The organism is Lebetimonas sp. JS138, assembly GCF_000523335.1.
Lineage (GTDB): Bacteria > Campylobacterota > Campylobacteria > Campylobacterales > Nautiliaceae > Lebetimonas.
Genome location: NZ_ATHT01000001.1, coordinates 1,064,213 through 1,079,634, shown reverse-complemented (window position 1 = coordinate 1,079,634; position 15,422 = coordinate 1,064,213). Strand labels below are relative to the sequence as shown.

At 32.1% G+C, this 15,422-nt stretch carries 16 protein-coding genes; 3 read left to right on the top strand and 13 right to left on the bottom strand.

Going from position 1 to position 15,422, the window contains the following annotated elements; translation table 11 throughout:
* Positions 1-35 precede the first annotated feature (35 nt).
* From DZ67_RS0106215 to DZ67_RS0106205, 3 genes are all read left to right on the top strand, one after another.
* A complete protein-coding gene (locus DZ67_RS0106215) occupies positions 36-1,130 on the top strand; it encodes an ABC transporter substrate-binding protein (RefSeq protein ID WP_024787797.1) in 1,095 nt (364 codons plus the stop codon).
* Complete coding sequence (locus DZ67_RS09955) at positions 1,127-2,527, top strand: sensor histidine kinase (protein WP_051440289.1); 1,401 nt, start codon at positions 1,127-1,129, stop codon at positions 2,525-2,527. Before DZ67_RS0106215 ends, DZ67_RS09955 begins: the two co-directional genes overlap by 4 nt.
* Before the next feature lie 69 nt (positions 2,528-2,596).
* On the top strand, positions 2,597-3,268 hold the full coding sequence (locus DZ67_RS0106205; protein ID WP_024791904.1) for a response regulator: 672 nt from the start codon (positions 2,597-2,599) through the stop codon (positions 3,266-3,268).
* Here DZ67_RS0106205 and DZ67_RS0106200 read toward each other — a convergent pair.
* The 13 genes from DZ67_RS0106200 to DZ67_RS0106140 all read right to left on the bottom strand — a co-directional run bounded on the left by DZ67_RS0106200 (position 3,252) and on the right by DZ67_RS0106140 (position 15,421).
* Complete coding sequence (locus DZ67_RS0106200) at positions 3,252-3,980, bottom strand: winged helix-turn-helix domain-containing protein (RefSeq protein WP_051428196.1); 729 nt, start codon at positions 3,978-3,980, stop codon at positions 3,252-3,254. The two genes, DZ67_RS0106205 and DZ67_RS0106200, sit on opposite strands and share 17 nt — an antisense overlap.
* Positions 3,981-3,989: 9 nt before the next feature.
* Positions 3,990-4,778 (bottom strand): formate dehydrogenase accessory sulfurtransferase FdhD, encoded by a 789-nt coding sequence (gene fdhD, locus DZ67_RS0106195; RefSeq protein ID WP_024791903.1) that lies wholly within the window; start codon positions 4,776-4,778, stop codon positions 3,990-3,992.
* 167 nt (positions 4,779-4,945) lie between these two features.
* Positions 4,946-5,824 carry a formate/nitrite transporter family protein gene (locus tag DZ67_RS0106190; protein ID WP_024787792.1) on the bottom strand — a complete coding sequence of 293 codons (879 nt, stop codon included), beginning with the start codon at positions 5,822-5,824 and terminating at the stop codon, positions 4,946-4,948.
* A gap of 86 nt (positions 5,825-5,910) precedes the next feature.
* Positions 5,911-6,351: a hydrogenase maturation protease gene (locus DZ67_RS0106185; protein WP_024787791.1), complete on the bottom strand. Its 441-nt coding sequence runs from the start codon at positions 6,349-6,351 to the stop codon at positions 5,911-5,913.
* Positions 6,351-6,692, bottom strand: a complete 342-nt coding sequence (locus DZ67_RS0106180) for a formate hydrogenlyase maturation HycH family protein (RefSeq protein WP_024787790.1) — start codon at positions 6,690-6,692, stop codon at positions 6,351-6,353. The genes DZ67_RS0106185 and DZ67_RS0106180 overlap by 1 nt, the downstream gene beginning before the upstream one ends.
* Entirely contained in the window at positions 6,689-7,519 is an 831-nt protein-coding gene (locus DZ67_RS0106175; RefSeq protein ID WP_024789927.1) for an NADH-quinone oxidoreductase subunit B family protein, read from the bottom strand. The genes DZ67_RS0106180 and DZ67_RS0106175 overlap by 4 nt, the downstream gene beginning before the upstream one ends.
* Positions 7,516-8,049, bottom strand: a complete 534-nt coding sequence (locus tag DZ67_RS0106170; protein ID WP_024790903.1) for a formate hydrogenlyase complex iron-sulfur subunit — start codon at positions 8,047-8,049, stop codon at positions 7,516-7,518. Before DZ67_RS0106170 ends, DZ67_RS0106175 begins: the two co-directional genes overlap by 4 nt.
* Positions 8,050-8,058: 9 nt before the next feature.
* On the bottom strand, positions 8,059-9,795 hold the full coding sequence (locus DZ67_RS0106165; protein WP_024787788.1) for a hydrogenase large subunit: 1,737 nt from the start codon (positions 9,793-9,795) through the stop codon (positions 8,059-8,061).
* Positions 9,796-9,804: 9 nt separating this feature from the next.
* Complete coding sequence (locus DZ67_RS0106160; RefSeq protein WP_084021799.1) at positions 9,805-11,286, bottom strand: hydrogenase 4 subunit F; 1,482 nt, start codon at positions 11,284-11,286, stop codon at positions 9,805-9,807.
* 3 nt (positions 11,287-11,289) lie between these two features.
* Positions 11,290-11,934: a hydrogenase 4 membrane subunit gene (gene hyfE, locus DZ67_RS0106155; RefSeq protein ID WP_024790902.1), complete on the bottom strand. Its 645-nt coding sequence runs from the start codon at positions 11,932-11,934 to the stop codon at positions 11,290-11,292.
* A gap of 1 nt (position 11,935) precedes the next feature.
* Complete coding sequence (locus DZ67_RS0106150) at positions 11,936-12,862, bottom strand: respiratory chain complex I subunit 1 family protein (protein ID WP_024787785.1); 927 nt, start codon at positions 12,860-12,862, stop codon at positions 11,936-11,938.
* Positions 12,863-12,874: 12 nt separating this feature from the next.
* Positions 12,875-14,845: a proton-conducting transporter transmembrane domain-containing protein gene (locus DZ67_RS0106145; protein ID WP_024790901.1), complete on the bottom strand. Its 1,971-nt coding sequence runs from the start codon at positions 14,843-14,845 to the stop codon at positions 12,875-12,877.
* A gap of 3 nt (positions 14,846-14,848) precedes the next feature.
* Positions 14,849-15,421 carry a 4Fe-4S dicluster domain-containing protein gene (locus DZ67_RS0106140; RefSeq protein ID WP_024787783.1) on the bottom strand — a complete coding sequence of 191 codons (573 nt, stop codon included), beginning with the start codon at positions 15,419-15,421 and terminating at the stop codon, positions 14,849-14,851.
* Position 15,422: the final 1 nt, after the last annotated feature.

The following is a 15,422-nucleotide window of genomic DNA, read 5'->3' as shown; positions in this document are numbered from 1 at the left end:
TAGCTTAAAAAGTAAAAATTTTTAAAAGGTTTGTTTTGAAAAAAATTTTTTTAATTTTAATTTTGATAATTATTATTATTTCTTATATTCTTTTTTCAGCTCCAAAAAAATATATAATCTCATCTTCACTTCCTCTTAGCGGAATAATGAAAAACATGGGAGAAAGTATAAAATATGGAACATTAGCATATTATAATAATTTCAATATTCCCAATAAAGAAAAAATTAAATTTATTTTTAAAGATGATAAATACGAACCCGATTTAATGAAAATGAATATTATAAATTTTTATAATAACAATTCATTTCTGTTATACGGCCTCACAGGAACCCCTACGGTAAAAGCGGTTTTACCTTTTGTGAATGAACATTCAATTTTCGTTTTTGCCCCTTTCACAGGTGCAGAATTTTTAAGAAAAAATAAAAATGTAGTTAATTTTAGAGCATCTTACAAAGATGAAATTGAACACATTATAAATTATCTGTTAAAAAAACATATAAATAAAATTTCTCTTTTATATCAAAATGATGATTACGGTGATGAAATATATCTTCATTTATGTGATACGTTAAAAAAACACAAACTTTCATTATCAAGTGTGGGGACATATGAAAGAAACACATATTTGATTGATTCAGCCTTAAATTCAATCTCTTCTTCAAAACCGCAGGCTATTATTCTCGGTTCAACCGCGGAAATAGCGGCTCTGTTTATTAAAAATTACAGAAAAATAGATAAAAATGTTTTATTTATTACAATTTCTTTTGTTAATCCCGACAAACTTATATCTTTGATAAAAAATAAAAACAATATTATTTTTTCAGAAGTTGTTCCCTATTATAAGGCAAATATAACAGAAGCCAAAAATTATCTGACATCTCTACACAAATTAAATCCAAAAACAGAGCCGACATTTTACGGATTTGAATCATATCTTGCAACAAAAATTTTAATTAACGCATTTAATCATCTAACATTTCCCTATACTCAGGAGCATTTAAAAAAAATTATAAAAAAAACACCCAAAAACATTCTTAAAGGTATTCCGATTGAATATAAAAACAATCATCTTTTAAATAAAACATATTTATATAAATATAAAAACAATGTTTTTAAAGAAATACAATGATAAAAAAATTTATAAAAACCGGTTTTTTAAATAAAACAAAACTTATTGTCTCAATAATTTCGATATTGCTTTTAAGTATTATTTTTATGTCCCAATATACTATATTTTCATTTAAAAACGATATTGACATACTTTTTCAGAAAAGGCTTGTTTCATCTGTAAAGCTTTCTCACATAAAAGATTTATACAAAATAAATATTTATGAAACCATAAATCAATATAAAAGAAAAGAAATCGGTTTTAAAGAAGCAAATAACGTTATAAAACTCGCAAATATTTTAATACAAAAAGAGTGGAATAACTACTTAGAAACAGAATCAATACCAAAAAACACATTTGAATATCTGATATTCAACAATATAAAAACACTGAAAAAAGAGATTGACAATAAATTAAACAAATTTTTAACAACAAGAGAAATCAACATTCAAAAACTATCTAATAATATAAATTTAATTAATATTTATTTATCAAACCTGATTAACATAAACCTCAAAAAAGCAATAATTCAAAAAAACAACACAGATAAAAAATTTTCTTTTGCCGTGAAAGCTTCAATTATAAGTATTATTATTGTATTTATCATTACAATTACATTAATATTTTTGATTATTGAAAAATTTAAAAATATCAATACATTACTTGAAAAAAAAGTTGAAGAAAAAACCAAAGAATTACAAATAATGAATAAAACACTTGAAAAAAGAATAGAAAAGAAAATTAATGAAATCAGGAAAAAAGATAAAATTATGTTCCAGCAAAGTAAATTAGCAGCAATGGGAGAAATGCTTCAAAATATTGCACATCAATGGAGACAACCACTTGCTAATTTATCCATGATTATCGAATCTTTTCAAATAAAAAATGAATTGGGTAAACTTGATAATAAATATATAGAAAACAAAACAAAAGAAGCATTGATGATTGCGGAAAATATGTCAAAAACAATAGAAGATTTCAGAAACTTTTTTAAACCTGATAAAGTTAAAAAAAGATTTTCTTTAAAAGAATGCTTAGAAAAAACTCAAAAACTACTTTCTTTTATTCTACAAAAAAATAACATTGATTTAAAAATAGATATTAAAAAAGACATTAAAATTTTAGGTTATCCGAATGAGCTTTCGCATGTATGTATCAATTTTATAACAAATGCCATTGAAGCTTTGATAAATTCAGATATAAAAGAAAAAAAGATATTAATAACGGTAAAAGAAACAAAAAAAGATATAATTATAAGTATAATAGATAATGCGGGCGGAATAGATGAATCAATAATGGATAAAATTTTTGAGCCCTATTTTACCACTAAAACAAAACAGCAGGGAACCGGTATAGGGCTTTATATGGCAGAACAGATTATATCCTTTATGGGAGGAAAAATAAAGGCAAAAATATAATTCATAAAATGGGTACAAAAAAATTTTACAAATGTGCAATGTTTGAAATTATTTTACCAAAGGCAAGTAATGAAAAATTATGATATTTTGAAAAATTTTAATATTTTATATATAGAAGATGATAAAAATTTATTAAACACTTTAGGTGAAATTCTTAAAGATTTTGTTAAAAAAATATATCTGGCAAGCAATACACAGGAAGCTTATAAAATATTAAAAGAAAACCATATAGATTTAATTATAAGCGACATTTTAATAGAAGATAAAAACGGAATTGAATTTATCTCTTTTTTAAAAAATCAGGGTTTTAAAATTCCTTTTATTTTAACAACCGCCTATACCGAAACAGATTATCTGCTTGAAGCAATAAAAGAAAAAGTTTCAAATTACTTAGTAAAACCGATAAAAATAAAAGAATTATTGGACAGTATTTATGAAACACTGCTTCCTAAATACCAAAAAAAAGAATTGGAAAACTCTACTATTTTATTTAAATTAGCTTCTTTAGTGTGCGAAAGCAAACAATTGGAAGTTATAAAACTTATAGTAAATTCTTTGGATGATAATTACAATTTTTCACTATCCTACCCTGAAATAATGAAAAGAATTGATATCAGCAAACCTACCTTGATAAAACTGTTTAAAGATTTGCAGGATAAAAATATTATTACAAAACTGCCAAAGAGAAAATATAAATTAAATGTTGATATAATTAATCATCTTTTTAATTCTTCTTCTTAGGGCCTTTTAATTTTTTTAAAAACAGCTCTTTAAACCTTTTATTGGCAAATTCCTGAATTTCACTTTCCAATTCTTTAAAAATTTCAATATACTCCTTTGCCTTGGGAGTTAAATATGTGCCGCCTTTTACACCTTTTTCTACGGTTACCAATTCATCATCAAGGTTTTTTTGAAGAGTTTTTATATGCGACCAGGCTTTTTTATAATTAAGTCCCATTTTCTCAGCCGCTTTTGCAATCGAACCTTCTTTTTCAATTAATTCTAAAATTTCAGTTTTTCCTTTTCCAAACAGTAATTCACCTTTTTGATTTTCTATCCAGACTTTTGTTTTAATAAAAGCACGTGGACGTTTTTTTTCTTTAAAAACACCCAGTTCGCAGTATATTACCTCAAATCCGTTATCTTTTATAGCACTTCTTACTTTTTTCAGATTATATTTTTCGGCTAATTTTCTTGCATCTTTGCAAAAAACCCTTTTTTTATCATCACTCAGTTTTTCAAGCTCTTTTACAATCTCTTCTTCATAATTGTCCGTAAAATCAAGCCCTCCAAACTGTCCGAGACCGCAGTCAGTAATCCTAACCCCCATTTCATCAGCCGTCTTACCTACAACGATAGGTTCAACCCCAGCTTTTTTAGCCACAACATAAGCTTTTGCACAAGTTAATTTATTTTCATCGTTTTTATATTTTTCTATTAATTCTTTTATCATACCTGCTCCTTAAACAACAATTCTGTAATCATGGGTATATACATTCATTTTATCTCCCCTTGCAAAACCCACAAGCGTCAAATTAAATTTTTCAGCTATTTTAAATCCAAGGCAGGTTGTAGCTGTCCTTGAAATTAAAACGGGTATTTTATGCATAACCGCTTTTACCACCATTTCACTGCTGAGCCTTCCGCTTACCATCATAATTCCATTTTGCGGATTAAATTTATTTAAAATAGCTTTTCCCACCGCTTTATCAATAGTAGAATGCTGGGCAATGTCTTCTGCGTCAAAATAGTTATTTTCATCAAAATAAATTCTTGCAGTATGCACACATCCGGTTTGTTCGTACAGAGGGCATGATTTATAAAATTCATCCATCTGCTTTGAAATATCACAGGCTTTTATTTTAAAATCACTCTCTATTTTTGCAGCATCTATTTTTGCAGGGTCAATATCTAAATTTGCGCTGATACTTTTTCCACATCCACTTACAATTATACCCTCTTCATTCAATCTTTTAGCCTTCTCTTTATTTATTTTTGCCTTTATATCAACAATCAGTCCGTCTTTTTTTAATTTTAAATTTTCAATATCTTTAATATCTTTTATAATCCCCTCACTTATCAAATATCCTATCGCCAGCGCTTCCTGGTCAACAGGGGTAGCCATCATTGAAACAATTTTTTCATTGTTTACATAAATATCCAATCTGATTTCCCTGATTAGGGTATCATTGAATTTAAATTTTTTATCACCTTTAATTTTTGTAATTTCAAAATTATATGTAGCATCCATTTAAACTCCTTTAAAAGTATTATACAAAAAAATAAAATTAAATATGACCGGAAAAGAAGAAGGGCTTTTAGGAGGAATAAAATGAATGAAGCAATATCCTAAGGAGTTTTTATTTTTTTCCGGCCATGTTTAATTTTATATCCGTCAATAAGACGGATATAATTTAATTAATGATTATTACAACCGCTTTTTTCAATATCGGGTTTATGAGCCATAAGAGCCACAATTCCGACAAAAATAACTCCACCTACAATATTTCCCAATGTTACAGGTAATTCATTATCCAATAAAAAAGATTTTATATTTAAATGTTCTATCGCTTCAGCCGGAAGATGAAGGGCACTGGCAACTGCATGAATATCGCCGCCAAACTGAGCCATATAATGTGCTTTTGCTATTAGACCTTCTGAAATAATAAACATATTAGCAACACAGTGCTCATATCCACTGGCAACAAATGCCGCAATAATAAATGCGATACCCCAGACTTTACCTGCACCGTCTTTACATGCAACAGCAAGCCAGACAGCCATACAAACTAACACATTACAAAAAATACCTCTTATAAAGGCTTCTGTAAAAGTTAAAGATACTTTTGCTTCTCCTAAATGAACAAAATGTTTTAAAATAGCTTCATGATATTTTAAAGGAAGCCCTGATTTGTAATAAAGCCAGGCTGTAAAAGCGGCTCCCACAAAGTTAAAAATCCAAACAATTGTCCAATAACTTACAACTCCACCAAAAATTCCAACTTTTTTTTCACAACAGCTAACACCACTCAATACTGAACTTGTAAATAAATGTCCTCCGTAAAATACAACTAACATCAATCCTGCGGAGAATGCAAAACCTCCTATAAAATTAGCAATACCTGGTGCCAGTTTTGCACCAACACCCACTGTGGCATGAGCCCAGAAAATATCACCTATTGCAATGGCGCTTCCGGCCATAATAGCAAGAAGAATAACGCTTAAAATAGGCAGTTCCGCTTTATGTTTTGACATGTCAGATAAAGCAACTATTGTTTCATGAGGTGCTTTTACCATTTTTACTCCTTTTTAAAATTTAAATACATAAAAGTTTATAATGAATTAAAAAAGAATTGTGTCTTATAAAAGACGGTTAAAAAAATTTAATTAAATAAAGAGTTAAATTTTTTTATCTGTAAAAAAGCATTTAATGAGTTTTCTTTTGCTTCATCAGAAAGGTTCATATTAATTCCGCTTAAATTTTCCTTTTTTACATTTATTCCTAAAAAAAAGACTTTTTTGGCAAAATTTTCAAGCAGATTAATAAGAATATGAGTAGGAATATTATGGGTAGTAAAAATATATTCTGGAGATGATTTAACTTCTAAAAATTCACTTTTAGATTCAAGCCCTACAACCGAATCTGCAACAACCAGCAAATCGGGATTAAAATCCCTGATTTGATAAATTTTATCTTCAGGTGTATCATTACCGAAAAAAACTTTCCATTCAGGTAAATTTTTTTCAACCAGTTTTCCAAGATATAATGCAGCGCCGTCATCACCTCTTAAATCATTACCAATAACCAAAAGGGCTTTTTTCATTATTTCAGCCTTAATACAAAATATCCCTCTTTTAAGGATAAAAAAAGATTTTTTAATTCACATTCAGCCATTGAATCTTTAAGTTTTTCAATATGTTCGGGAAAAATTTCTATTTCCCTGTATTTCAAAAGATTACCCAGTTTAAATTTGGCATAATCTTTTGAATTTTCCAAAATATTATTAAATTCTTCATCTTCAAGTTTCATAACACACTCGACAAAATCAATAGTACCCACCCCATGTCCTGTAAGAGTGGAAAATATTTTAATCTGCTCTAACTCTCTTGGCATTTTTTTAGGTTTGTCCACATGCCTTTTGGTTAATCTGTTTACCTCAATCATATTTTTTCCATAATATTATATTTATCTATATTTAAATAAAAATGTTTTTTTAAAAAAGGAAGATAAACTTCATTGAATAAAGTAACCATACATTCCCTGTATCTTGAATCTTGTTCATTTTTTATATTTTTTATAAAAGAATTTTTTGTAATTTCCGGATTTTTAGGATCTTTTGATTTTTTCATAATATCAATGAATTTATTGTAAAGTTTTTTACCAAACAAATATCCCATAAGCCTTTTAGATTCCATATAAACATCACGTTCAAAAAGAATATTGTCTAAAAGAGATTTCTCAATTTCAGGTGCATCCCCGCTATCTCCATCATGTTTTTTATATTCAAGACGCTGTTTTAAAATATCAAGCCCGACTGCAAGTCCGTAAATAATACTTGCCGGATGAGGTGGACAGCCCGGCACAAACACATCAACAGGCACTGTGCTTTTAATACCTCCCCAGACTGCATAAGAATCATAAAATATACCACCGCTGCATCCACAAGCCCCAACAGCAACCACAACTTTAGGGTCTGGGGTGGCTTCATAAGCCCTTAAAAGAGGATAATAAGTCTGCCTTGTAAGAGGCCCTGTACAAACAAGAATATCCGCATGTCTCGGACTTGCAACAAGTTTAAAGCCAAACCTCTCAGGGTCCCACATAGGAGTAATAGCAGCAAATATTTCTATTTCACAACCGTTGCAGGATCCACAGTCAATCCTAAAAACATTAAAGCTTCTTTTTATATTTTGTAAATGTTTAATTTTATCTTCCAGCTTATTTGCTTCAAATATTTCATTTGGCAATATTACTGTTGGTTTTTTACTCATTTTTTACCTCCAAAGTGCTCTTCTGATATAAATTTTTCAACGGCACCAGATTTTTTACATTCGGGACATGTATGCAAATAATCGATTTTTTCTTCATTAATTACCGCACCCGCAACCTCCATTCTTTCTATGGCATAATTGATAAGTCTTTTTGTTGTAAAAGCTTTACCGCATATTTTGCATTTTACAACTTCAAGTTCACTCTCTTCTTTTAGATTTTTATAATCAAATCTTACTGCCATTTCATATAAAGGTGAAAGAGCTATTGCTCCGGTAGGACAAACTTCTTCACATCTTCCACAAAATATACATCTTCCGCAGTCAAAAGACCAGATTACTTTATTATTTTCTTTGTCATATTTTACATTTAAAGCATTAGGAGGGCACGCTATTGCACATGCACCGCATCCTATACATTTTTCATAATCATATTCAGGTTTTCCACGAAAACCTTCGGGAACTTCATATGATTTAAACGGATAATCATATGTTATTATCCCGATTTCTTTTGATATATCTAAAAGTTTCATTTTTAACTCCTATTTCTTTAATGGAGAGTTTTTAAGTGTCTGCGCATATTTTTTTAACTCTTTTTGAGTCACTATTCTTGCTTTTTTGGTCTTTACATCAATAACCGTAACCCTTTCCGTACATGAATAACAAGGGTCCAATGATGTAACAATTAAAGCTGCGTCGGAAATATCGTTACCCTGGAATTGGTATCTTAGTGACGGCCAGTTATTATATGTAGCCGCCCTGCATCTCCATCTGAATACTTTCTGGGCATTTCCATGCATTACCCAGTGAATATTTCCCCCCCTTGGAGCTTCATCGTTTCCCAATGCAAAAGCTCCTGGTTTAATAACAGTATCCTGCGGCTTGATAAATATTGAAGTATTTGGCATAAATTCAATACACTGTCTTATAATTTTAAGTGATTCCAATACTTCTTTGTATCTTACGGTTTCCCTTGCCAAAACATCGCATCCATTTTCTACTGCCACATCAAATTCCAATTTTTCAAAAATATCATACGGATGGTCGTATCTTGTATCTCTTTTAAATCCGCTCCCTCTGATATTCGGGCCTACGGGTGAAAAATCCCTTGCAACTTTTCTATCAAGTATTCCAACACCCTTCCATCTTGAAATCTGAGCATCATCTTCCATAACTGCATCCCAGACCTCTCTTGTAAGAGAATCTATTTTATCTACAAGCTCCAGTGCTTTTTTCATCTCTTCAGCACTCATATCTCTTCTTACACCGCCAACCATTACGTTTCCATAAGTTTTTCTGCCTCCTGTAACTAATTCCGCAAGCTGCATAGTGTATTCACGAACTCTAAATATATGCATAAAAGCCGTCACATTACCCGTAACTTCACAGGCAAGACCGATATTTAATAAATGTGAATGCAGTCTTTCAATTTCAAGACACATCACCCTAATCGCCTGGGCACGCAAAGGAATGTTCATTCCGACAGCCCTTTCGGCCGCTTCTATACAGGCGATTGAATGTGCAAATCCGCAAATTCCACATACCCTTTCAGCCAAAAACCCCATCTGGTCATAATTCATTCTGTTTTCGGCAAGCTTTTCCATACCTCTGTGCTGATAATATAACCTGTAATCCGCATCTATAATTGTTTCACCATCGCAAAAAAGCCTGAAATGACCCGGTTCATCACTTGTAATATGCAAAGGCCCCCATGGAACATCAACGGTGCCTTCACCTTCCGGTGTTATAAATTCATAATCAGGCTCATCTTCTGGAGCGAGTGCGTCGGGCCTGTATCTGTAATCCATTGCATCTTTTCTTAAAGGATGAATTCCATCCGGCCAGTCATCAGGAAGTACCAGTCTTCTTGGATCAGGTAAACTTTCTGCCACAATCCCAAACATATCATATGCTTCCCTTTCATACCAGACGGCTGCCGGAACTTTTTTTGTAACTGATGGATAAATGGGATTTGTAGAAGGCAAATAAGCTCTTACGGTAATCCAGCATTTGTCATTTTGACTTAATTCATCTTCAGGATTTATTTTACTTCCTTCCATTGATAAAATAAAATAAACCCCATAGCATCCGTTTATTTCCCTCTCATCGGTTGGAACCATACTTGAAAGCCATCCGCCCATATCATAATAAAGCATTCTCACAGCTTCTGGCAAATCGTTTCTATCGACTGTAATAACAATCTGATCTTCAGGATTTCTCACAATATCCTTAATTTTAATTTTTTGTTTTAATCTGTTTATAAATTTATCTCCAACCATAATTTCTCCTTAAATATGTAAAATATTTTTTACTGCATTATCAAGCAATAAATACCAGTCTTGAATATAAAAAACTCCAAAAGCTATTATCAAAGCCCCCAAAACTATTAAAGGCAAATGAGCATTTGCTCCGAGTGTTTGTGTTTTAACCTCTCCTCTTGGTTTTCCAAACACAACATGATTAAAGTGAGCCAAAACACCTATAACAATAATTCCAAGTCCGACAACAAATAAAAATACCGGCAAATACTGGGTAGTCATGATACTTGCTTTGACCATTAAAAACTCACTTACAAATACAGCAAGCAAAGGTGCGCCGATTAATGAAAATATTGCAATGGCAAAAAGCACCGCCGTTAAAGGGTTTATTTTCATAAGTCCTCCCATTTTGTCCATATCCCTTGTGCCATAAATTTTCATAATATTTCCGCTTACACAAAAAGCAAGCGCTTTTGAAAGAGAATGGGCCATTGTATGAAAAAGCCCTGCAAAAACGCCTAAAGGTCCGCCGATTCCAAATCCAAAAGCAATTATCCCAACGTGTTCTACTGAGTGGTATGCAAACATTCTTTTTATATCTTTTTGGCGAATTATAAACATTGCCGCAATAAATATTGAAAGCAGTGATACAACAAGTGTAAGTATTTGAACATACGTAAATCCTACGTTTTCTCCTATAACAGAATAATATCTGACTATCGCCAATATTGCACATTTTAATAAAACTGCGCTTAGAATAGCTGAAGTCGGAGAAGGACCTTCTGAGTGAACGTCAGGAAGCCATGTATGCATTGGTGCAAGACCTGCTTTTGTTCCAAATCCTATTAAAGCAAAAACAAAAATCAATTTTAATGCACTCGGGTCTAAAAGTTTTGCATTCGTATATAAAGATGTCCAAAGCATCGCACTTTCACCGTTTTTTAATGCATGATATCCTGCTCCATACATTAATACAGTTGCATAAAGTGCAAAAGCCAAACCGACACTACAAATAATTATATATTTCCATCCGCTCTCAGTAGCTCTTTTGTTTTTGTAAAGTGCTACCATAAATACAGATGAAAGTGTGGTTGCTTCAATCGCAGCCCACATTATTGCAATATTGTTTGCAACTACTGATGTAATCATTGTAAATATAAATAAATTCATTAACGAATAATATAATTTAACATCTTTTATTTCTATTTTTCCTTCTTCCAAATCCCATTGCATATATTTTACGGCATAAATATTAATCAAAAGCCCTGTCAGAGCAATAAGTGTCAAAAATACTCCTCCTACAGAATCTAAGAAAAAAAGTTTGTCCCAAAGAAAATATATGCCACCGTGAATAACATTTGAAATAGCATAAAAAGCTATTATTGATGTGGCAAATGAGCCTATTACATGAAAAATTGAAAGCGTGGAAAAGTTGTTCGGTAAAAAATATATAATAATAGCCGTTGCTAACGGAATTATCATTACAAGAGCCAATAATAAATGCATACTCATAACCTATCCTTTTAAAGTATTTGCTTTGGAAGTATCTAAAGAACCAAAAAATTTATAAAATCTTGTTGCTAAAATTGACATGATAATTACTGCAAAAATGGCATCTGTTAAAATTCCTATATCAACAATTTCAGGAGAATTATAAGCAACAAGCGCAAGTGTTAAATGTGTTCCGTTTTCAAAAAGACATAATGATAAAATCTGTTTAACGGCGTTTTTTCTTAAAATCAGTCCAAATATTCCCAATGAATAAATAGTTAAAGACGCTACTAAAGGTATATCTTCTTTAAGTAAAGCAAAACTCTTTAAAACAGGAAAAAGCATCATTGCAATGGCCAAAGAAAAACCGAGAGCAATAACCGGACTTACAAAAAATCCTTCTACCGGAGTTTCTTCAGACTTGACACCAAGTTTATTAATAAGCCTTAAAATTATGTAAGGCACAATTAAAACTTTTGTAAAAAAAGCAATAACCGCCCATCCGTAAAGTGAATTTACTTGATATTTTCCTGCCAATGTAAAAAAAATACCAACTAAAAGCAAAGTTTCTAATATATACGCATATGTTGCAAATTTAAGATTTCTAAGGGAAAACACCAAAAATGATGCAATTATCATCAAAATTGCCAAAAAACTTACCATATCCATTTTAAACTCCTACCACATAAAGTATTAATGCAACAAATGCAACCGAAAATGCAAAAGAGGCATTTTTTTTGAAACCTTTTAACAATTTATAACGAGGTCCCAAATTATCTATAAATGTTGCGCCTACATAAAAAATTCCAATCTCAATAATAAAAATAAATAATGCCAAAAGGGGATTTGTAAAATTCCAAGGTTCAAATATAGATAAAAAAAGTCCTATCATTGCAACCTGTTTTATCATTAATGCCACATCAACTATTGCCAAATCGCTTCCTGAATATTCTCCAGCAACTCCTTCAAGAACCTCCTGTTCAGCTTCGGCCAAATCATAAGGATTTCTTCCCGTTTCAACATAACTTGCCCAAAGAAATGCTATTGACGCAACGGCAAACGCCGGGATTTGATATCCTACCACGCCTTCCCTTACTAAATTTTGAATAACAACTAAATTTGATGTTTTGGCAAGAAGCATTACTACAATTAAACAGATAATCGCCACCGGCTCTACAAAAACAGCGAGCATCTGCTCCCTGCTCCCCCCTATTGCGGCAAATGGACTACCGCTGTCCATGGAAGCAACACCGAAAATAAATCTTACAAGAGCACCTAAGTAAATAATTACAAATATATCCGCATATGCCCCGGCATTGATATTATCGCTGTAAGTAATAGGAAGTGCGGCTAAAATTGCCGCATTTGCTGCAAAAAGCATAAAAGGTGCATATCTGAAAAACCAGTGGGAATATTTAGGGGTTGTTTTTCCTCCTCTTTTCAATAATTTAAAAATATCGTAATATGTCTGAAAAACACTGTTAGGACCTTTTCTTGATTGCATCCTTGCCCTGACAATTCTTGCAATTCCGTCAAAAAAAGGCATAACCGCCACTATTGTGACAACTTGAATTACCATCCAAAATATACTGTTCATAGCTTTCTCCTTTTATAGCAAATATGCTATACCGACGAAAATAAATAACGTCAATAAAATATATAAAATGTAAATATTTGTATTACCGTTTTGCAAATATTTCATTTTTTCTGATAAATAGGCCGTAATTTTGATAAATGGAGAATAAAATAAATTCCACCAGATATCCCTGGCATGATAAATAAATTTTACAGGTTTAAAATATCCCTGGTCTTCTACTTTTGTATCTGATCTGTATAACCAGTCCATTAATCTTCTTAAACTTCCTGTAAACGGAGCGGCAGTCATCTGCATTCTTGGAGAATATTTAAATCCGCATGCCCAAGGGTCAGTTTCTCTGATAGTTACTTTTGTTTTTGAATTATTAATATATATAACTACAAAAATAAACGGCAGTGCCAAGAAAGAAATTAACATAATGGCTATAAACGGCGTTGAAACCATTGAACCTAAAGGTGAAACTAAATTTCCTCCTGCCGTCGCCTGATAGTTCCCCGCAAATGAAGAAACCACATTCATCAAATAATTAACTATCTTCGTTGCTCCAAGACCGAATGCGAAACATGCTATAACCAATAAATACATTCCTGTAAGCATTGAAAGAGGAACTTCTTTTGCTTTTTCATAAATTTTTCTGTTTCTCGGAACTCCGCCAAAAATTACACTGTATACTTTTACAAAACAGAATACAGCAAGTGCACCTGTAAGTGCTAAAGCCACAATTGAAAGTGTAAAGGCAAATCTATATAAAATTCCGTCGCCAAGGGCGGCCTGAAGCATAGACTGATAAGTTAACCATTCACTAACAAATCCGTTTAGAGGAGGAAGTGCTGATATTGCCATAGAACCAATTAAAAACGCAAAAGCAGTTAAAGGCATTTTTTTTGCAAGCCCGCCTAAAACTTCCATATCTTTAGTGTGAGTTGTATATAATACGCTTCCCGCACCTAAGAAAAGCAATCCTTTAAATGTTGCATGGTTTAACACATGATATAAACCTGCCAAAAATCCAACTGCCGCAAGAACAGGAGAATGTATGGCCATACCGTAAACGCCTGTTCCCAAACCTAAAAGGATAATCCCAATATTTTCAACTGAATGGTAAGCCAAAAGTGCTTTGTAATCATGCTGCATTAAGGCATATAATACACCAAGTAGTGCTGAAAGTGCACCTATAATTAATATTGTAATTCCCATCCATGAAGTCAAAGGCAACCATAAACAGGTTTGAATCATTCCAAAAATTGCAACTTTAATCATAACGCCACTCATAAGGGCTGATACATTAGAAGGTGCAGCCGGGTGGGCCATAGGCAACCATACATGAAGCGGGAACATACCCGCTTTTGAGCCGAAACCGAAAAATGCAAATAAAAATATAATAGCTGCCATTACAGGTGAAAGAGAAAGATTATAAAAATGACTGAATTCCAAAGAACCCGCCTGATAAGAGAGTAACAATAAAGATATTAATATCATTACACCACCGAAATGGGCAATTCCCATATAAATAATGGTAGCTTTTAGAGATTTTTGAGAATCATTAAAACAAATTAAAAAATATGAAACCCATGTCATTAATTCCCAGAAAATCATAAACCAAAATACATTTGCCGCTGAAATAACCAAAAGCATTGCAAGTATAAATGCACTGTAAAAAAACGCCATTACCCCAAGACTTCCAGCTTTTGAATATTCTTCGGCATAATTCATTGAATAAATTGAAGCAGCCAGTCCTATAAAAGAAATTACCAAAGAAAAAAAGTTTCTTAATGGATCCAGCATAAAATGCGGATTAAAGATAAAATAATTTCCAAGAGATAAAGATTCGGTTGATGTCAGATGAATTAAAAAATAAAAAACAGCATAAGCCGAGGCCAATGCCGTTAAACCAAAGCCCACTTTCAGCGCTATTTTATTTTCTTTATATAAAACCAAAGAAGTAACAGCGGCTATTATATAAAGTGAATATACCACTCCCATTTTTTATCCTTTATGTTGGTGAGAAGTTTCTACTGTTTTTTCCACTGCTTTTTCAGATTTTTCCAAAATCATGTTTTCCTGTTTATTAGGTTCCAAAAACATCAATGCCCCTGTAGGACATGCTTCAACACAAGCAGGCCCGCCTTCTCTTCCTTTGCATAAATCACATTTTACTGCAACCGTTTTTAATCCCGCAACAGATTCCAGTGTAAGCATAGTATCTGGTTCAAGAGCATAATCAACCGAAGGCATTGTTTCCGCTGCAGGTCTTATAGCCCCAAAAGGGCAGGCAATAGTACATAATTTACAACCAATACATATTTCTTCATGCAGTTCTATACAGTCATCTCCAAATGTGAGCGCACCCACAGGACAGACATTTGCACACGGCGCATCATCACACTGTCTACACTGATTAGGCATTACTCCGTTAAAAGTTCTTGTTACAATCAAGCGAGGGGTTGCAAGTTTTCCTCTTTCATATGCGGACTTGTAACAAGCCGCCATACAGGTAGCACATCCTATACATACTTCTGGATTGGCTATAACAAATTTATTTTTTCTTGTTGATTGCATT

Excerpts from the sequence above, each read along its gene's own strand:
- DZ67_RS09955 (WP_051440289.1), top strand. The coding sequence starts at position 1,127 with ATGATAAAAAAATTTATAAAAACCGGTTTTTTAAATAAAACAAAACTT.
- DZ67_RS0106205 (WP_024791904.1), top strand. The coding sequence starts at position 2,597 with ATGAAAAATTATGATATTTTGAAAAATTTTAATATTTTATATATAGAA.
- DZ67_RS0106200 (WP_051428196.1), bottom strand. The coding sequence starts at position 3,980 with ATGATAAAAGAATTAATAGAAAAATATAAAAACGATGAAAATAAATTA.
- fdhD (WP_024791903.1), bottom strand. The coding sequence starts at position 4,778 with ATGGATGCTACATATAATTTTGAAATTACAAAAATTAAAGGTGATAAA.
- DZ67_RS0106190 (WP_024787792.1), bottom strand. The coding sequence starts at position 5,824 with ATGGTAAAAGCACCTCATGAAACAATAGTTGCTTTATCTGACATGTCA.
- DZ67_RS0106185 (WP_024787791.1), bottom strand. The coding sequence starts at position 6,351 with ATGAAAAAAGCCCTTTTGGTTATTGGTAATGATTTAAGAGGTGATGAC.
- DZ67_RS0106180 (WP_024787790.1), bottom strand. The coding sequence starts at position 6,692 with ATGATTGAGGTAAACAGATTAACCAAAAGGCATGTGGACAAACCTAAA.
- DZ67_RS0106175 (WP_024789927.1), bottom strand. The coding sequence starts at position 7,519 with ATGAGTAAAAAACCAACAGTAATATTGCCAAATGAAATATTTGAAGCA.
- DZ67_RS0106170 (WP_024790903.1), bottom strand. The coding sequence starts at position 8,049 with ATGAAACTTTTAGATATATCAAAAGAAATCGGGATAATAACATATGAT.
- DZ67_RS0106165 (WP_024787788.1), bottom strand. The coding sequence starts at position 9,795 with ATGGTTGGAGATAAATTTATAAACAGATTAAAACAAAAAATTAAAATT.
- DZ67_RS0106160 (WP_084021799.1), bottom strand. The coding sequence starts at position 11,286 with ATGAGTATGCATTTATTATTGGCTCTTGTAATGATAATTCCGTTAGCA.
- hyfE (WP_024790902.1), bottom strand. The coding sequence starts at position 11,934 with ATGGATATGGTAAGTTTTTTGGCAATTTTGATGATAATTGCATCATTT.
- DZ67_RS0106150 (WP_024787785.1), bottom strand. The coding sequence starts at position 12,862 with ATGAACAGTATATTTTGGATGGTAATTCAAGTTGTCACAATAGTGGCG.
- DZ67_RS0106145 (WP_024790901.1), bottom strand. The coding sequence starts at position 14,845 with ATGGGAGTGGTATATTCACTTTATATAATAGCCGCTGTTACTTCTTTG.
- DZ67_RS0106140 (WP_024787783.1), bottom strand. The coding sequence starts at position 15,421 with ATGCAATCAACAAGAAAAAATAAATTTGTTATAGCCAATCCAGAAGTA.